Origin of the sequence: Pseudomonas rhizoryzae, assembly GCF_005250615.1 — a bacterium.
GTDB classification, from domain to species: Bacteria; Pseudomonadota; Gammaproteobacteria; order Pseudomonadales; family Pseudomonadaceae; genus Chryseomonas; species Chryseomonas rhizoryzae.
The window spans coordinates 262710-277827 of the sequence record NZ_SULM01000002.1 but is presented as its reverse complement, the minus strand read 5'-3'; the positions used below and the strand labels follow the sequence as shown (position 1 = coordinate 277827).

General features: G+C 66.1%; 14 protein-coding genes. 10 read left to right on the top strand and 4 right to left on the bottom strand.

Features of this window, described 5'->3' with window-relative positions; genetic code table 11:
* Positions 1-2: 2 nt before the first annotated feature.
* Positions 3-473 carry a chemotaxis protein CheW gene (locus FAZ11_RS03790; protein ID WP_058762980.1) on the top strand — a complete coding sequence of 157 codons (471 nt, stop codon included), beginning with the start codon at positions 3-5 and terminating at the stop codon, positions 471-473.
* On the opposite strand, the gene FAZ11_RS03785 is transcribed toward FAZ11_RS03790, so the two are convergent.
* The 3 genes from FAZ11_RS03785 to FAZ11_RS03775 form a co-directional block, all read right to left on the bottom strand.
* Positions 470-1129 carry an HAD-IA family hydrolase gene (locus FAZ11_RS03785; RefSeq protein WP_058772780.1) on the bottom strand — a complete coding sequence of 220 codons (660 nt, stop codon included), beginning with the start codon at positions 1127-1129 and terminating at the stop codon, positions 470-472. The two genes, FAZ11_RS03790 and FAZ11_RS03785, sit on opposite strands and share 4 nt — an antisense overlap.
* A 67-nt stretch (positions 1130-1196) precedes the next feature.
* Positions 1197-1925, bottom strand: a complete 729-nt coding sequence (locus tag FAZ11_RS03780; protein ID WP_058772781.1) for a 16S rRNA (uracil(1498)-N(3))-methyltransferase — start codon at positions 1923-1925, stop codon at positions 1197-1199.
* A 13-nt stretch (positions 1926-1938) separates the two neighbouring features.
* On the bottom strand, positions 1939-3339 hold the full coding sequence (locus FAZ11_RS03775; RefSeq protein WP_058772782.1) for an adenosylmethionine--8-amino-7-oxononanoate transaminase: 1401 nt from the start codon (positions 3337-3339) through the stop codon (positions 1939-1941).
* A gap of 171 nt (positions 3340-3510) precedes the next feature.
* On the opposite strand from FAZ11_RS03775, the gene FAZ11_RS03770 reads away from it, so the two are divergent.
* The 7 genes from FAZ11_RS03770 to FAZ11_RS03740 all read left to right on the top strand — a co-directional run bounded on the left by FAZ11_RS03770 (position 3511) and on the right by FAZ11_RS03740 (position 13344).
* Complete coding sequence (locus tag FAZ11_RS03770) at positions 3511-5109, top strand: flavin monoamine oxidase family protein (RefSeq protein ID WP_137279064.1); 1599 nt, start codon at positions 3511-3513, stop codon at positions 5107-5109.
* Positions 5110-5280: 171 nt separating this feature from the next.
* Positions 5281-5835: a cytochrome b gene (locus tag FAZ11_RS03765; RefSeq protein ID WP_058762985.1), complete on the top strand. Its 555-nt coding sequence runs from the start codon at positions 5281-5283 to the stop codon at positions 5833-5835.
* Positions 5836-5870: 35 nt separating this feature from the next.
* The gene (locus FAZ11_RS03760; protein ID WP_058766160.1) at positions 5871-6449 is read left to right on the top strand and encodes a YceI family protein; all 579 of its coding nucleotides are present in this window, start codon (positions 5871-5873) and stop codon (positions 6447-6449) included.
* 353 nt (positions 6450-6802) lie between these two features.
* Positions 6803-7996: an efflux RND transporter periplasmic adaptor subunit gene (locus FAZ11_RS03755; protein WP_058762987.1), complete on the top strand. Its 1194-nt coding sequence runs from the start codon at positions 6803-6805 to the stop codon at positions 7994-7996.
* Between the two features lie 12 nt (positions 7997-8008).
* Positions 8009-11146, top strand: coding sequence for an efflux RND transporter permease subunit (locus FAZ11_RS03750; protein ID WP_074529281.1), 3138 nt, complete (start codon positions 8009-8011; stop codon positions 11144-11146).
* Between the two features lies 1 nt (position 11147).
* Complete coding sequence (locus tag FAZ11_RS03745; RefSeq protein ID WP_058766157.1) at positions 11148-12650, top strand: efflux transporter outer membrane subunit; 1503 nt, start codon at positions 11148-11150, stop codon at positions 12648-12650.
* A gap of 106 nt (positions 12651-12756) precedes the next feature.
* Complete coding sequence (locus tag FAZ11_RS03740; RefSeq protein ID WP_058766156.1) at positions 12757-13344, top strand: YajG family lipoprotein; 588 nt, start codon at positions 12757-12759, stop codon at positions 13342-13344.
* A gap of 58 nt (positions 13345-13402) precedes the next feature.
* Here FAZ11_RS03740 and FAZ11_RS03735 read toward each other — a convergent pair whose 3' ends face one another.
* The gene (locus FAZ11_RS03735) at positions 13403-14563 is read right to left on the bottom strand and encodes a 1-acyl-sn-glycerol-3-phosphate acyltransferase (protein ID WP_058768107.1); all 1161 of its coding nucleotides are present in this window, start codon (positions 14561-14563) and stop codon (positions 13403-13405) included.
* Positions 14564-14669: 106 nt separating this feature from the next.
* Here FAZ11_RS03735 and FAZ11_RS03730 point away from each other — a divergent pair, with 106 nt between their 5' ends.
* Positions 14670-14852, top strand: coding sequence for a CPXCG motif-containing cysteine-rich protein (locus FAZ11_RS03730; RefSeq protein WP_058765585.1), 183 nt, complete (start codon positions 14670-14672; stop codon positions 14850-14852).
* The gene (locus tag FAZ11_RS03725; RefSeq protein WP_058768108.1) at positions 14852-15112 is read left to right on the top strand and encodes a putative signal transducing protein; all 261 of its coding nucleotides are present in this window, start codon (positions 14852-14854) and stop codon (positions 15110-15112) included. The genes FAZ11_RS03730 and FAZ11_RS03725 overlap by 1 nt, the downstream gene beginning before the upstream one ends.
* Positions 15113-15118: the final 6 nt, after the last annotated feature.

Genomic DNA, 15118 nt, shown 5'->3' with positions numbered 1-15118 from the left:
CCATGCCGACCGCCACTCCCGCCGCCGAACACCTGACCGGTCTGCTGTTGACCCTGGCCGATCGCACCCTGCTGCTGCCCAACGCCGCGGTGGCCGAACTGGTGCCGTGCCGCGAGATCCGTCCGCTACCGGTGCAACCCGAGTGGTGCCTGGGCCAGGTGGCCTGGCGCGACCTGCGGCTGCCGTTGATCAGCTTCGAGGCGCTGTCCAGTGGCAGTGCCGCGCAATTCGATGGTGACCGCCATGCCCGCGTGGCCATCCTCAATGCCCTGGGTGGGCGCGACCGGGTGCGGTTCCTCGCCCTGCTGATCCGCAGCATCCCGCGCTCGCTGCGCATCACTCCGGAGCTGGTCGCTGCCGAAGTACCCCTGGCCGCCCTGGAATTGGGCGCCGTCGCCTACGAAGGCGGCACGGCGCGCATCCCCGACCTGATCGGGGTGGAAGAGCGACTCGCGGCGGCGGGTGTGTTCTAGCCGCGCTGGGTGAGGCGCAGCTTGCCACCTTCATCCAGGGTGACGCTCACTCCGCGATAGTCCTCAAGGGTCGGCAGACCCAGGTCCAGCGGCTCGCGATGGGTCGCGGTAATGGCCACGGCATCGGCGCCAGCCGCCTTGGCCGCGGCGAAGCCGGCATGGGCATCCTCGAATACCAGGCAATCGCCAATGTCCACGCCCAGCTTGCGCGCACCCGCCTGGAAGCAATCCGGCGCGGGCTTGCCCTGGGTGACGTCTTCGGCGCAGATCATCACCGGTGGCAGGGCCATGCCGGCAGCGGCGAGACGCACCTCGGCCAGACGGCGCGAGGCGGAGGTCACTAGCGCCCAACGGCCGGCTGGCAGGCCGGCGAGGAAGGCCGCGGCGCCAGGGATTTCCTGGATGTCGGCGACATCGGCGATCTCCAGCTCGGTGATGGCCTGGACCTCGGCGGCGATATCGGCCCCCGCGGGCGCGAAGCGTTTTACCGTCTCCACCGCCCGCACGCCGTGCATGACGGCGAGGACGGCCGCCGGGTCTAGCCCGTGGCCGAGAGCCCAGGTGCTCCAGGCGCGTTCGGCGGAGGCCACGCTGGTGAGCAGGGTGCCGTCCATGTCGAAGAGGAAGGCGGCGTAGGGACGCGAGGGCAGGGTCATCCAAGGCTCCGAAACTATCCGTTGGGGAAGGGTTGGACCGCCGCACGGCAGCGATCGCTCGTACAGATCACGGGGTCTGGAAATCACCCCAAAGTTGCTGGGCCACGCTCAGGGCCACCACCGGGGCGGTCTCGGTGCGCAGCACCCGCGGCCCCAGGCGTGCGGGCTGGAAGCCAGCGGCGCGTGCCGCGGTGACCTCGGCATCGCTCAAGCCGCCTTCCGGGCCGATCAGCAGCGCCAGGCGGGTGGGGCGGGCATGGCTTTCCAGGGGTTCGGCCACCGGGTGCAGCACTAGTTTGAGGTCGGCGGCCACGCTGGCCTGCCAATCGCTCAGCAGTTGCGGCGGATGGATCAGCGGCACGCTGGAGCGCCCGCATTGCTCGCAGGCGCTGATGGCCACCTGGCGCCAGTGCTGCAGGCGCTTGTCGGCGCGTTCGTCCTTGAGGCGCACCTCGCAGCGTTCGCTGACCAGCGGGGTGATCTCGGCCACGCCCAGTTCGGTGGCCTTCTGGATCGCCCAGTCCATGCGCTCGCCACGGGACAGGCCCTGGCCGAGGTGGATCTGCAGCGGCGAATCGGGCTGGCCAGCCAGTTCTTCGGTGAGCTCCACGCTCAGGGTCTTCTTGCCCACCTCGGCGACCTGGCCGAGGTATTCGCGGCCGCTACCGTCGAAGAGTTGCACGGCATCCCCCGGCGCCAGGCGCAGCACGCGGCCCAGGTAGTGGGCCTGGGCTTCGGGCAGCTCCAGGCGGCCGAGGGCCAGGGGCAGGTCGAGATGGCAGCGGGTGAGACGCATGGCAGGCTCCAGATCAGCCGGGATCGCGGTGGTTGGGGTGCAGGTCGCTCAGGGCGACGCTGACCGAGGTACGGGTGGCCAGGTCGATGCCCTGGGTCGCCACCTCGGCGAGGAAATCGATCTGCTCCGGGGTGATCACATAGGGCGGCAGGAAGTAGACCACGTTGCCCAGTGGGCGCAACAGGGCGCCGCGGGAGAGGGCGTGCTGGTAGACGGCCAGGCCGCGTCTTTCCTGCCAGGGGTAGGGCGTGCGGCGGGCCTTGTCGGCGGTCATCTCGATGGCCAGGGCCATGCCGGTCTGACGCACCTCGCCGACCTGGGGGTGGTCGACCAGGTGCGCGGTGGCCTCGGCCATGCGCCGGGCCAGCGGCTGGTTGGCCACGATGACGTCGTCCTCGGCAAAGATGTCCAGGGTCGCCAGGGCGGCGGCGCAGGCCAGCGGATTGCCGGTGTAGCTATGGGAATGCAGGAAGGCGCGCAGGGTGTCGTAGTCGGCGTAGAAGGCCTGGTAGACCTCGTCGGTGGTCAGGCAGGCGGCCAGCGGCAGGTAGCCGCCGGTGAGGGCCTTGGACAGGCAGAGGAAATCCGGGCGGATGCCGGCCTGTTCGCAGGCGAACATCGTCCCGGTGCGGCCGAAGCCCACGGCGATCTCGTCGTGGATCAGGTGCACACCATAGCGGTCGCAGGCCTCGCGCAGGAGGCGCAGGTAGACCGGGTGGTACATGCGCATGCCGGTGGCGCCCTGGATCAGCGGCTCGACGATGACCGCGGCGACGTTCTGGTGATGCTCGGCCAGGGTGCGCTCCATGTGCGCGAACATCTGCCGCGAGTGCTCTTCCCAGCCCATGCCCTCGGGGCGCAGGTAGCAGTCCGGGCTCGGCACCTTGAGGGTATCCAGCAACAGGCCCTGGTAGGTCTCGGTGAACAGCGCCACGTCACCTACCGACATCGCCGCCACCGTCTCGCCGTGGTAGCTGTTGGTCAGGGTGACGAAGCGACGCTTCTCCGGCTGCCCCACGTTGCGCCAGTAGTGGTAGCTCATCTTCAGCGCCACCTCGATGCAGGAGGAGCCGTTGTCGGCATAGAACACCCGCTCGAGGCCAGCCGGGGTCAGGGCGACCAGGCGCTCGGACAGCTCGATCACCGGCTGGTGGCTGAAGCCGGCGAGGATGACGTGCTCCAGCTGGTCGACCTGGGCCTTGATGCGGTCGTTGATGCGCGGATTGGCGTGGCCGAAGACGTTGACCCACCAGGAGCTGACGGCGTCCAGGTAGCGGTTGCCGTCGAAGTCCTCCAGCCAGACGCCCTCACCGCGACGGATCGGGATCACCGGCAACTGCTCGTGATCCTTCATCTGGGTGCAGGGGTGCCAGAGCACCTCCAGGTCGCGGCGCATCCAGTCGTGATTGGTCATGGCGGTCTCCCGGCGCTGGCCCGGCTGCAAAAGGGGGCGCAAGCCTAAGTCAGGCCGCACGACCGGAGCAAGGCGCGGGCCGATTGCCGGTCGTGGCGGCGTCTGGTTGCTCCGAGGCCGCTCGCGTATGCTGCGCCACCGCTGTTTCCCGGTCCCAGGAGTCTAGAAAAGATGTCGTCGCGTTGGACAGGTTTTACCGTCTGCTTGGCAGCCGGCGTATTCGCCACCAGCCTGAGCGTAGGCGCCGCCGAGAAGGCGCATAAAGAAGCGCACAAAGAGGCACACAAGGCACCGGAAAAGACCGCTGCCGCCCCAGCCGCGCCCAGCGGTCCCTCGGTGATCGTGGTCGGCGGCGGCATGGCCGGTCTGGCCTCGGCCTATGAACTGCAGCAGGCCGGCTGGAACGTGACCCTGCTGGAAGCCGGTCCGCGGGTGGGCGGTCGCTCGGGCCTGGCCTCCAGCGAATGGATCGGCGACACCAAGGCCCAGCCGGTGCTCAACCATTACCTGGACACCTTCAAGCTCAAGACCGTGGACGCGCCGTCCTTCGTGCGTACCCCAGGCTACCTGATCGAAGGCCAGTACTTCTCCCAGGACGACCTGGCGCAGAAGCTGCCGGCCGTGGCCGATGCGCTCAAGCGCGTCGACAAGTCGCTGGACGACCTGGCCGCCGCCATCAGCGATCCGCTGCAGCCCATCGCCACCCCGACCCTGCACGCCCTCGACCAGATCAACGCCGCCACCTGGCTGGACAAGCAGAACCTGCCGCCGCTGGCGCGTCAGCTGATCAACCAGCGCATCCGTACCCGCTACGACGAGCCCTCGCGGCTGTCGTTGCTCTACCTGGCCCAGCAGACCCGCGTCTATCGCGGCGTCGACGACAAGGACCTGCGCGCCGCCCGCCTGCCCGGTGGCAGCGAGGTGCTGGCCCAGGCCTTCGCCAAGCAGATCAAGACGATCAAGACCGACAACAAGGTGTCGAGCATCGTCCAGGACAAGGACGGGGTGACGGTCAAGACCGGCAATAGTGGCTACAAGGCCGATTACGTGGTCATGGCGGTGCCGCTGCGCGCCCTCGGCCAGGTGCAGATGACCCCGGCGCTGGACGCCACCCAGCAGGCGGCGATCAAGGGCACCACCTACGGCTGGCGCGACCAGATCCTGCTCAAGTTCAAGACCCCGGTGTGGGACAGCAAGTCGCGCATGAGCGGCGAGATCTACAGCGACCAGGGCCTGGGCATGCTGTGGGTCGAGCCGGACGTGAAGGGCGGCGCCAATGTGCTGGTCAACCTGACCGGCGACAGCGCGCGGCTGGTGCAGGCCTTCGGTGACAAGCAGATGGTCGACCAGGTACTGATCCGCTTCCATGCCTTCTATCCCAAGGCGCGCGGCGCCTTCTCCGGCTACGAGGTACGCCGCTACAGCCGTGATCCGGGCGTGGGCGGGGCCTACCTGGCCTATGGTCCGGGGCAGATCACCCGCTACTGGCGGCTGTGGGAAAAGCCGGCTGGCCGGATGATCTTCGCTGGCGAGCACACCGATCCGCTGCACCCGGGCACCCTGGAAGGCGCGCTGGCCAGTGGCCAGCGCGCTGCGCAGCAGGTCCGCGACCTCAAGGCCGGCAAGGCCGTGGTTCCGCTGGTCGCCGGTGCCGATACCAAGGCGCCGGCGCAATCGGCGGCCGCTGCGCCCAAGGCCGCCGAGGCCGCGCCGGCCAAGGCCAGCAGCGAGCACGGCTTCTTCTGGAAGCTGTTCCACTGGTCGTTCTGATCCCCGCCTGACCGCAGGCGCCCGTCCCGCGGCGTCGCCGATGGATCGGGCGCCGCTCTGGGGTGGCGTCTGATCCATCGATTCCTTCGATATTGGGTCGATAGTTTTTCCGCTTTCATTCGATACGTTTGCCGCTAGTCTTAAGCCAGGCTTTTTCAGGAGAGAAAAGCGATGCACTGGCGCAACGACGGCCTCCGCTACGGTCTGGTCAGTCTGGTTCTGCATTGGGTCATGGCCCTGGCGATCATCGCCATGTTCGCCTCCGGCCTGTGGATGCGGACCCTGGACTACTACGACAGCTGGTATCACACCGCCCCCGAATTGCATAAGAGCGCCGGCATTCTGCTGCTGATCGCCCTGGTGCTGCGCCTGCTCTGGCGCCTGGTCAGTCCGCCGCCACCGGTCGAGGGCAGCCCCCTGGTGCGCCGCGCCGCGGGTGCCGGCCATTTGCTGCTCTATGGGCTGATGCTCACCGTGATGGTGGCCGGCTACCTGATTTCCACCGCCGATGGCGTGGCCATCGATGTGTTCGGCTGGTTCAGGGTTCCCGCCACCCTGAGCGGCCTGCAGGACCAGGCCGATATCGCCGGCAAGGTCCATCTCTGGTGTGCCTGGACGCTGATCGTCCTGGCCGGTCTGCACGTGCTGGCCGCGCTCAAGCATCACTTCGTCGACCGCGACGGCACCCTGGTCCGGATGCTCGGCCGGGTCCATACGCCACATTGATCGCCTCTTACCCCCACCACACGGAGCTTTATCCAATGCTGAAGAAAACCGTTGCCGCCCTGGCCCTGGGCGCCGCTCTGCTGGGCGCTGGCCAGGCCATGGCCGCCGATTACAAGATCGACAAGCAAGGCCAGCATGCCTTCATCCAGTTCCGTATCCAGCACCTGGGCTACAGCTGGCTGTACGGTACCTTCAAGGACTTCGACGGCTCCTTCACCTTCGATCCCAAGGATCCGGCTGCCGACAAGGTCAAGGTGACCATCAACACCGATAGCGTCGACACCAACCACGCCGAGCGCGACAAACACCTGCGCAGTGCCGACTTCCTCAACGTCGCCGCCCACCCGCAGGCCACCTTCGTATCGACCAAGGTCACCCCCACCGGCGAAGGCACCGCCGACGTCGCGGGCGACCTGACCCTGAACGGCGTGACCAAGCCGGTCGTCATCAAGGCTCACTTCCTGGGCGAAGGCAAGGATCCCTGGGGTGGCTACCGCGCTGGCTTCGAGGGCACCACCACCCTCAAGCTGAAGGACTTCAACATCCAGAAGGACCTCGGGCCGAAGTCCCAGGACGTGGAGCTGATGATGTCCTTCGAAGGTATTCGCCAGTAACACGGCGACTCCAGGCGGTACCCCAAGATGCCGGATTCGTCCGGCATTTTTCTGCGTGATCGTTTTTGCCGACCGGCTGGTCACCCGTGTGAACCCCGTAGCAGAACTCGCCTTCGGCCTCATGGTCTGCTACCGAGGTCGCTCGCTCGGAGCTGATCGTTCAATGTGTATCGAAAAACTGTCAAAAGCAGTCGGATCGCCGCGGCGGATACCCGAGCGGAGCGCTTGGGTTATTTACAAACAGTCGTGAACGTAAGTATATTGGTCTGATAATAACTTTCTACGTTCGAGCCGGTGCGAATCCACAAGGCGCGCTGCGCATGCTCATTACCCCGCTTTCAAGGACTTCTGATATGCAGATCAAGCCGGCGCATGCCTATTTCGCTCCCGCCCTGCTGGCCATTGCCTTGGCCCTGGGCGCCTGTGGCAAGCAGGAGAACAAGGAACAGCCACAACAGCAGCAGAAGCCGGTCGCAGTCGGCGTGGTCACCATCGAACCGCGCACCGTGACGCTGACCGACGAACTGCCCGGCCGCACCTCGGCCTTCCGTATCGCCGAGGTTCGCCCCCAGGTGAGCGGCATCCTGCTCAAGCGCAACTTCATCGAGGGCGGTGACGTCAAGGCCGGCCAGCAGCTCTATCAGATCGATCCGCGTACCTACGAGGCCAACGTCAACTCGGCCAAGGCCTCCCTGGCCCAGGCCCAGGCCACCCTGGCCTCCAACCGGCTCAAGGCGCAGCGCTACGCCGCCCTGGTCAAGGACCAGGCGATCAGCAAGCAGGAAGCCGACGACGCCCTGTCCGTGCAGCGGCAGAACGAGGCCCAGGTGGAATCGGCCAAGGCGGCCCTGCGCAACGCCGAGATCAATCTGGCCTACACCAAGGTCGCCGCGCCCATCTCCGGCCGTATCGGCCGTTCGATGATGACCGAAGGCGCCCTGGTCACCGCCGACCAGACCAGCGCCCTGACCAGCATCACCCAGCTCGATCCCATCTACGTCGACGTGACCCAGTCCGCCACCGATCTCTTGCGTCTGCGCCGCGAACTGGATAACGGCCAGCTGCAGCGGGTGCAGGGCGAAGAGGCCGCCCAGGTCAAGCTGGTGCTGGAAGACGGCAGTGCCTACAGCCGGCCCGGCAAGCTGAAATTCACCGAGGTCTCGGTGGACCCGAGCACCGGCTCGGTGGTGATTCGCGCCGAATTCCCCAACCCCGACAAGCTGCTGCTGCCCGGCATGTTCGTGCGCGCCCGGCTGCAGGCCGGGGTGCGTCAGGATGCCTTGCTGGTACCCCAGCAGGGCGTGACCCGCGACATCAAGGGCCAGCCCACCGCCATGGTGGTGAACGCCGAGGGCAAGGTGGAGCAGCGGGTGCTCAAGACCGAGCGTACCGTTGGCAGCGATTGGCTGGTCACCGAGGGCATCAAGCCGGGTGACAAGGTCATCACCGAAGGCCTGCAGAAGGTCCGCCCCGGTGCCACCGTCACCGCCACGCCGGCGAGCAATGTCGCCTCCGCCGGCCAGCCGCCGGCGGGTCAGGGTCAGTAAGGGGAGCGCCTGATGTCCAAGTTCTTCATCGACCGGCCCATCTTCGCCTGGGTAATCGCCCTGGTGATCATGCTCGCCGGCATCCTGTCGATCATCAATCTGCCGATCAACCAGTACCCGAACATCGCCGCTCCTGCGGTCTCGATCCAGGTGACCTACCCGGGCGCTTCGGCGCAGACGGTGCAGGACACCGTGGTCCAGGTCATCGAGCAGCAGATGAACGGGATCGACAACCTCAGGTACATCTCCTCGGAGTCCAACTCCGACGGCAGCATGACCATCATCGTGACCTTCAACCAGGGCACCAATCCCGACATCGCCCAGGTCCAGGTGCAGAACAAGCTGCAGCTGGCCACCCCGTTGCTGCCGCAGGAAGTGCAGCAGCAGGGCATGCGCGTGGCCAAGTACCAGCGCAACTTCATGATGGTGGTGGGCCTGGTGTCCATGGACGGCTCCATGACCAAGGAGGACCTGTCCAACTACATCGTTTCCAACCTGCGCGATCCCCTGGCGCGGACCAGCGGGGTCGGTGACTTCCAGGTGTTCGGCGCCCAGTACGCCATGCGTATCTGGCTGGATCCGGAGAAGCTGGTGAAGTACCAGTTGACCCCGACCGACGTGACCAGCGCCATCCAGAGCCAGAACGTGCAGATCGCCTCCGGTCAGCTCGGTGGCCTGCCGGCGGTCCCGGGTCAGCAGCTCAACGCCACCATCATCGGCAAGACCCGTCTGACCAGCGTGGAGGAATTCGGCAAGATCTTCCTCAAGGTCAACCAGGACGGCTCCCAGGTACGCCTGCGTGACGTGGCGCGGATCGAGCTGGGCGGCGAGAACTACGCCATCGATGCCCAGTTCGACGGCAAGCCGGCGTCCGGCATGGCCTTGCGCCTGGCCACCGGGGCCAACGCCCTGGACACCGCCAAGGCGGTACGCGCCACCATCGACCGGCTCAAGCCGTTCATGCCGGCCGGCATGGAGGTGGTCTATCCCTATGACACCACGCCAGTGGTGACCGCCTCCATCCACGAGGTGGTCAAGACCCTGGGCGAGGCCATCCTGCTGGTGTTCCTGGTGATGTTCCTGTTCCTGCAGAACTTCCGGGCCACCCTGATTCCCACCATCGCGGTACCCGTGGTCTTGCTGGGCACCTTCGCGGTGCTGCTGGCCGCCGGGTTCACCATCAACATCCTGACCATGTTCGGCATGGTGCTGGCCATCGGCTTGCTGGTGGACGACGCCATCGTGGTAGTGGAAAACGTCGAGCGGGTGATGGCCGAAGAGGGGCTGTCGCCCAAGGAGGCCACCCGCAAGTCCATGGGCCAGATCCAGGGCGCCCTGGTGGGTATCGCCCTGGTGCTGTCGGCGGTGTTCGTGCCCATGGCCTTCTTTGGTGGTTCCACCGGGGTGATCTATCGCCAGTTCTCCATCACCATCGTTTCGTCCATGGTGTTGTCGGTACTGGTGGCCTTGATCCTCACGCCGGCACTCTGCGCCACCTTGCTCAAGCCGGTGGAAAAGGGACATCACGAGAAGCGCGGCTTCTTCGGCTGGTTCAACCGTACCTTCGAGAAGGGCCAGCACCGTTACGAGCGTAGCGTGGCTGCGGTAGTCCGCCACAAGGTGCCCTTCCTGCTGATCTACCTGGCGATCGTCGCGGTGATGGCCTTCTTGTTCACCCGGGTGCAGACCTCCTTCCTGCCGGAAGAGGACCAGGGCGTGATCTTCGTCCAGGTCACCACGCCACCGGGTTCTTCGGCCGAGCGCACCCAGCAGGTGCTCGACACCATGCGCGAGACGATGATGAAGAACGATCCGGGCGCCATCAGCTCGATGTTCACCGTCAACGGCTTCAACTTCGCCGGTCGCGGCCAGAGTTCGGGCCTGGCGTTCGTCCAGCTCAAGCCTTGGGACCAGCGGACGGCAGCCAATGAGAGTGCCAGTGCCGTGGCCGGTCGGGCCATGGGCTATCTGTCGCAGATCAAGGACGCCATCATCTATGCCGTCGTTCCGCCGGCGGTGATGGAGTTGGGCAATGCCACCGGTTTCGACTTCTATCTGCAGGACCAGGGCGGCGTTGGCCACGAGGCCTTGATGGCCGCGCGCAATCAGTTGCTCGGCATGGCGGCGCAGAATCCCAAGCTCAGTCAGACCCGGCCCAACGGCCTCAACGACGAGCCGCAGTACCGGCTCATCGTCGACGACGAGAAGGTGCGGGCCCTGGGCGTGTCCCAGAGCGACGTCAACCAGACGCTGTCCATCGGCTGGGCCTCCAGCTACGTCAACGACTTCATCGACCGCGGTCGGGTGAAGAAGGTGTATGTCCAGGGTGAAGCCAGTTCGCGGATGAATCCCCAGGACTTCGACAAGTGGTACGTGCGCAATGGCTCGGGCCAGATGGTGCCGGTCTCGGCCTTCGTCCGGGGCGAGTGGACCTATGGCTCGCCCAAGCTGGAGCGCTACAACGGGGTCTCCTCGGTGGAAATCCTCGGCTCGGCCGCGCCGGGCTACAGTTCCGGCGATGCCATGGCCGAGATCGAGCGCATGGCCAAGGACCTGCCGCAGGGCGTCGGTGTCGCCTGGACCGGCCTGTCCTACGAGGAACGCCTGGCCGGCTCCCAGGAGCTCTACCTCTACATGCTCTCGATCCTGGTGGTGTTCCTCTGCCTGGCGGCGCTCTACGAGAGCTGGTCGATTCCGGTGGCGGTCATCCTGGTGGTACCGCTGGGGGTAGTGGGCGCCATCGCCGCCACCTATTTCCGCGGTCTGGGCAACGACGTCTTCTTCAAAGTGGGCCTGCTCACCACCATCGGCCTGGCCGCGAAGAACGCCATCCTCATCGTGGAATTCGCCAAGGAGCTGCACGAGAGCGGCAAGAGTGTCGTCGACGCCGCGGTGGAAGCCGCGCGGATGCGTTTGCGCCCCATCCTCATGACCTCCATGGCCTTCATCCTGGGCGTGGTACCGCTGGCGATCTCCTCGGGTGCCAGCTCGGGCAGCCAGCACGCGGTCGGTACCGGGGTGATCGGCGGCATGCTGACCGCCACGGTGCTGGCGATCTTCTGGATTCCGATGTTCTACGTGGTGGTCAGCAGTCTGTTCAAGGACCAGGCCACCAGGGAGCAGGAAGCCCATGACAAGGAAGGGCATTGATATGAAGAAGTCTGTCTTGGCGGTGATCATGGGTACGCTGGCCGTTTCCGGCTGCAGCCTGATCCCCGATTACCAACGACCCAACGCACCGGTCGAGAATGCCTGGCCCCACGGCCAGGCCTACGACGCCCTGACGGTGAACCGCGACCAGCAGGCCGCCGACATCGGCTGGCGCGACTTCTATCGCGACCCGGCCTTGCAGCGATTGATCCAGCTATCGCTGGACAACAACCGCGACCTGCGCCAGGCCGCGCTGAACGTGCGGCTATACCAGGCGCAGTACCGGGTGCAGCGCGCCGAACTCTTTCCCGACATCGGCGTGACGGGTACCGGTACCCGGACCCGCCAGCCGGAGGACCTGAGTCAGGTCTCCGCCATCCGCGAACTACTGGCCGGCAACAGCGGTAACGGTGCGGGCGGTGGCGGGGGTGGCAGCATCAGCAGCCAGTACAGCGTCACCCTGGGCTTCACCTCCTACGAACTGGACCTGTTCGGCCGCCTGCGTAGCCTCAGCGAGCAGGCGCTGTTCAACTATTTCGCCACCGCCGAAGGGCGCCGCAGCACCCAGATCTCGCTGGTGTCGGAAGTGGCCAATGCCTACTACGCCTGGCTTACCGACCAGCGCATGCTGCAACTGACCCGCGAGACCGTGGCGGCTTACCAGCGCTCCTACGACCTGACCCAACAGACCGTGGACAACGGTGTGGCCAGCGGCCTGGACCTGCGCCAGGCGCGTACCGCCCTGGAAGGGGCGCGGGCGAACCTGGCGCAATACACCCGCCAGGTGGCCCAGGATCGCAATGCCCTGACCCTGTTGCTGGGCACCTCGATTCCGGCGGACCTGCCGCAGGGCAAGGGCCTGGATGGCAACGATCTGCTCGCCGAACTACCGGCCAACCTGCCGTCGGATCTCTTGCAGAAGCGCCCGGACATCCTCCAGTCCGAGCTGCAATTGCGCGCCGCCAACGCCAATATCGGTGCGGCGCGGGCCGCCTTCTTCCCGCGCATCAGCCTGACCGCCCAGGGCGGTACCGCCAGCCGTGATCTGGATGGCCTGTTCAAGGGCGGCTCGGGCTATTGGACCTTCTCGCCGAGCATCAACATCCCGATCTTTACCGCCGGCAGCCTCAAGGCCAGCCTGGATGCGGCCAAGATCCAGAAGGACATCAACGTCGCCACCTACGAGAAGTCGATCCAGACCGCCTTCCGCGAAGTGGCCGATGCCCTGGCCGCGAAGGGGACCTATGACGATCAGCTCAAGGCCCAGCAGGACCTGGTACAGGCCAGTCAGGAGTACTACGACCTGGCCAACCTGCGCTATCGCCAGGGCATCGACAACTACCTCACGGTACTCGACGCCCAGCGCTCGCTGTACAGTTCCCAGCAGCAGTTGATCACCGATCGACTGAATCAGCTCAACAGCTCGGTCACCCTGTACAAGGCGCTCGGCGGTGGCTGGCTGGAGCACAGCCAGACGCGGCCGCCCCTGGCCGCCCAGCCTTAAGGCGATACCTGACGAACGCCGGCCTCGTGCCGGCGTTTCCTGGTCTATCGACGCCGGTAGGGGGCTGGGTATACTGCGCCCTGTCCCTTTCTTCCGGAGTCTTTGCATGCGCTATCGCCTGTTGCTTGGCCTGCTCGCCGCCGCTGGTCTGACCCTGGTCGGTTGTGCCAGCAGCCCCCAGCAATTGAGTCCGCAACCCCAGCTCACCGCGCCCATCGCTCCGGTTGGCCAGGGCCAGCCGGTCATGGTCCGGGTGGTCGACGGTCGCTCCTCCTTCACCCTGGGTACCCGCGGCGGTCTCTATCCCGACACCAGCGTGGTGGTGGTCCCAACGCAAAACGTGCTTCCCCAGCTGCAGGCCGCCGCCGACAAGGCCGTGCGTGAGATGGGCTTCACCCCCTCGCCCAACGCCGGACCGGGTGTACCCCGCTTGACCCTGACCCTGGCCGATCTGAGCTACCAGTCGCCCAAGGAGCTGTACGTCACCTCGTCCAATGTCGGGGCCACCTTCCAGGTGGATGTGGGCAACAGTCAGCGCAGCTACCGGGGCCGCTATAGCGCGAGCCTGGACCAGCGTTTCGGCATGGCGCCCAATGCCGAGGCCAACACCAAGCTGGTCAGCGACGTCCTGAGCGATGCCCTGACCCGGGTGTTCAAGGACCCGACCGTGGTGCAGGTGCTCAGCGGTCACTGAGTGCATCGCCCAAGAAAAAGCCCGGCCATGGCCGGGCTTTTTCTTGGGCGGCTAGCCGCTATTCCAGGCCGGCCGCTACCCGGTACTTGTTCAGCACCGGCTGGGCATATTGGCGCACCAGTTGGGCGCGGTATTCCGCCGGGCACTCGGCCAGGCGTCTTTCCCACTCGGCGCGGGCGACCTCGATCTCCTCGGCCGCGAACAGCGTCTCCACGGTGGGTACGGCGAGCGTCGGGTCCTGGCCGTCCCAGGCGGCATAGGCCAGGTAGCTGGCCGGGAACAGCCGGTAGTGGCCAAGAATCTGCCGATCCATCTCCTGGGCCAGCGCCTTGGCGTCTTCGAACTCGCCACTGACCGGCTCGCCGAAGGCCACGTGCACCCGGCCCTTGTAGCCGGTGATGCCCAGGGCGATGCTGACGTCGTCCTCGCCCGGTGCCTTGGTGTAGCTGCCGGTGGTGGCGCGGATGTGCAGTTCGCGGGCCTTGGCCTGGTCGCACGGGTCGAATTCGTAGCTGATGGACACCGGCACTATGTTCAGCGCCTTGACCAGCTCGGCGAAGGGCTCGTCCTTGCAGCTCATGTGGAACATCTTGAGGATGGCCGAATCGGTACGGTCGTCGCCGTCCTTGGCCCGGCCCTCGGCCTGGGCGATCCAGATGGACTGGCCGTCTTGGCGGATCGAATGATTGATGTAGGCGGACAGGGTCTGGTAGGCCGCCAGCTTCTCGCGCCGACCGCTGATGGAGCGGTGCACGATGAAACTCTTGTTCAGCCGCATCAGGTCGCTGACGAAGGGCTTCTGCAGGAGGTTGTCGCCGATGGCGATGCGCGGCGTTGGCAGACCGGCGTGGTAGACGGCATAGTTGACGAAAGCCGGGTCCATCACGATGTCGCGGTGGTTGGCCAGGAACAGATAGGCACGGCCACTGCGCAGGCGGTCGATGCCCGAGTAGGTCACGCCGTCCGAGGCCTTCTCGATGGCGCGATCCACATAGGGTTCGAGCTTGTCCTGCAGGGCCGCGACGCTGCGGATCTCGCCCAGCTCCTGACGCAGGCGGGTACGCAACATGGGGCGTACCAGCCAGCCGAGTCCCTTGGACAGCCGCGGGAAGCGGTAGCCGGCGAGGATGGAAATGAAGTGGTCGTCGTCGATCAGGCGGGCCAGAACCCCGGGGACTTCCGCGTCGTTATAGGGTCGAATGGCTTCGAACTCGCCCATGGTGTTCTCTTGTAGAAATTCCGGCGGCCATAGTAGAGCGCGTGACGCCAGATGCAAGCGCCAGGGGCTGGATGGGCGGTAGGTGATGGTCGAGGAGAGTCCGCAGATGCTGGAAAGCCAGGAATACGATTGCCCTTACTGTGGCGAACCCGGCGAGGTGGTGCTCGATCTCAGCGGCGGTGACCAGGACTACTACGAGGACTGCGCCGTCTGTTGCCGACCGATCCGCTTCGGCCTGCACACCGATGGTGAGGACTGGAGCCTCGAGGTTCGCCGGGAGGACGATTGATGCGGCGCATCTACGAGCCGGGCTCCCTGCACGAGGCCGAGTTGCTCTTGGCGGTGCTGGCCAGCGAAGGCATCAGCGGCTTCCTCGCCGGCCGCCACCTGCTGGGCGGCATCGGCGACCTGCCAGCGGTAGGCCTGCTCGGCCTGTTGGTCGAGGATGAGGAGGCCTCGCGGGCGCAGGCGCTGATCGCCGCGTACAATGCCGCCACGCCCCTGCCGGGAGAGGATACGTCGCCGGAGCAGGGCACCTTGGTCTGCTAGAAAGGT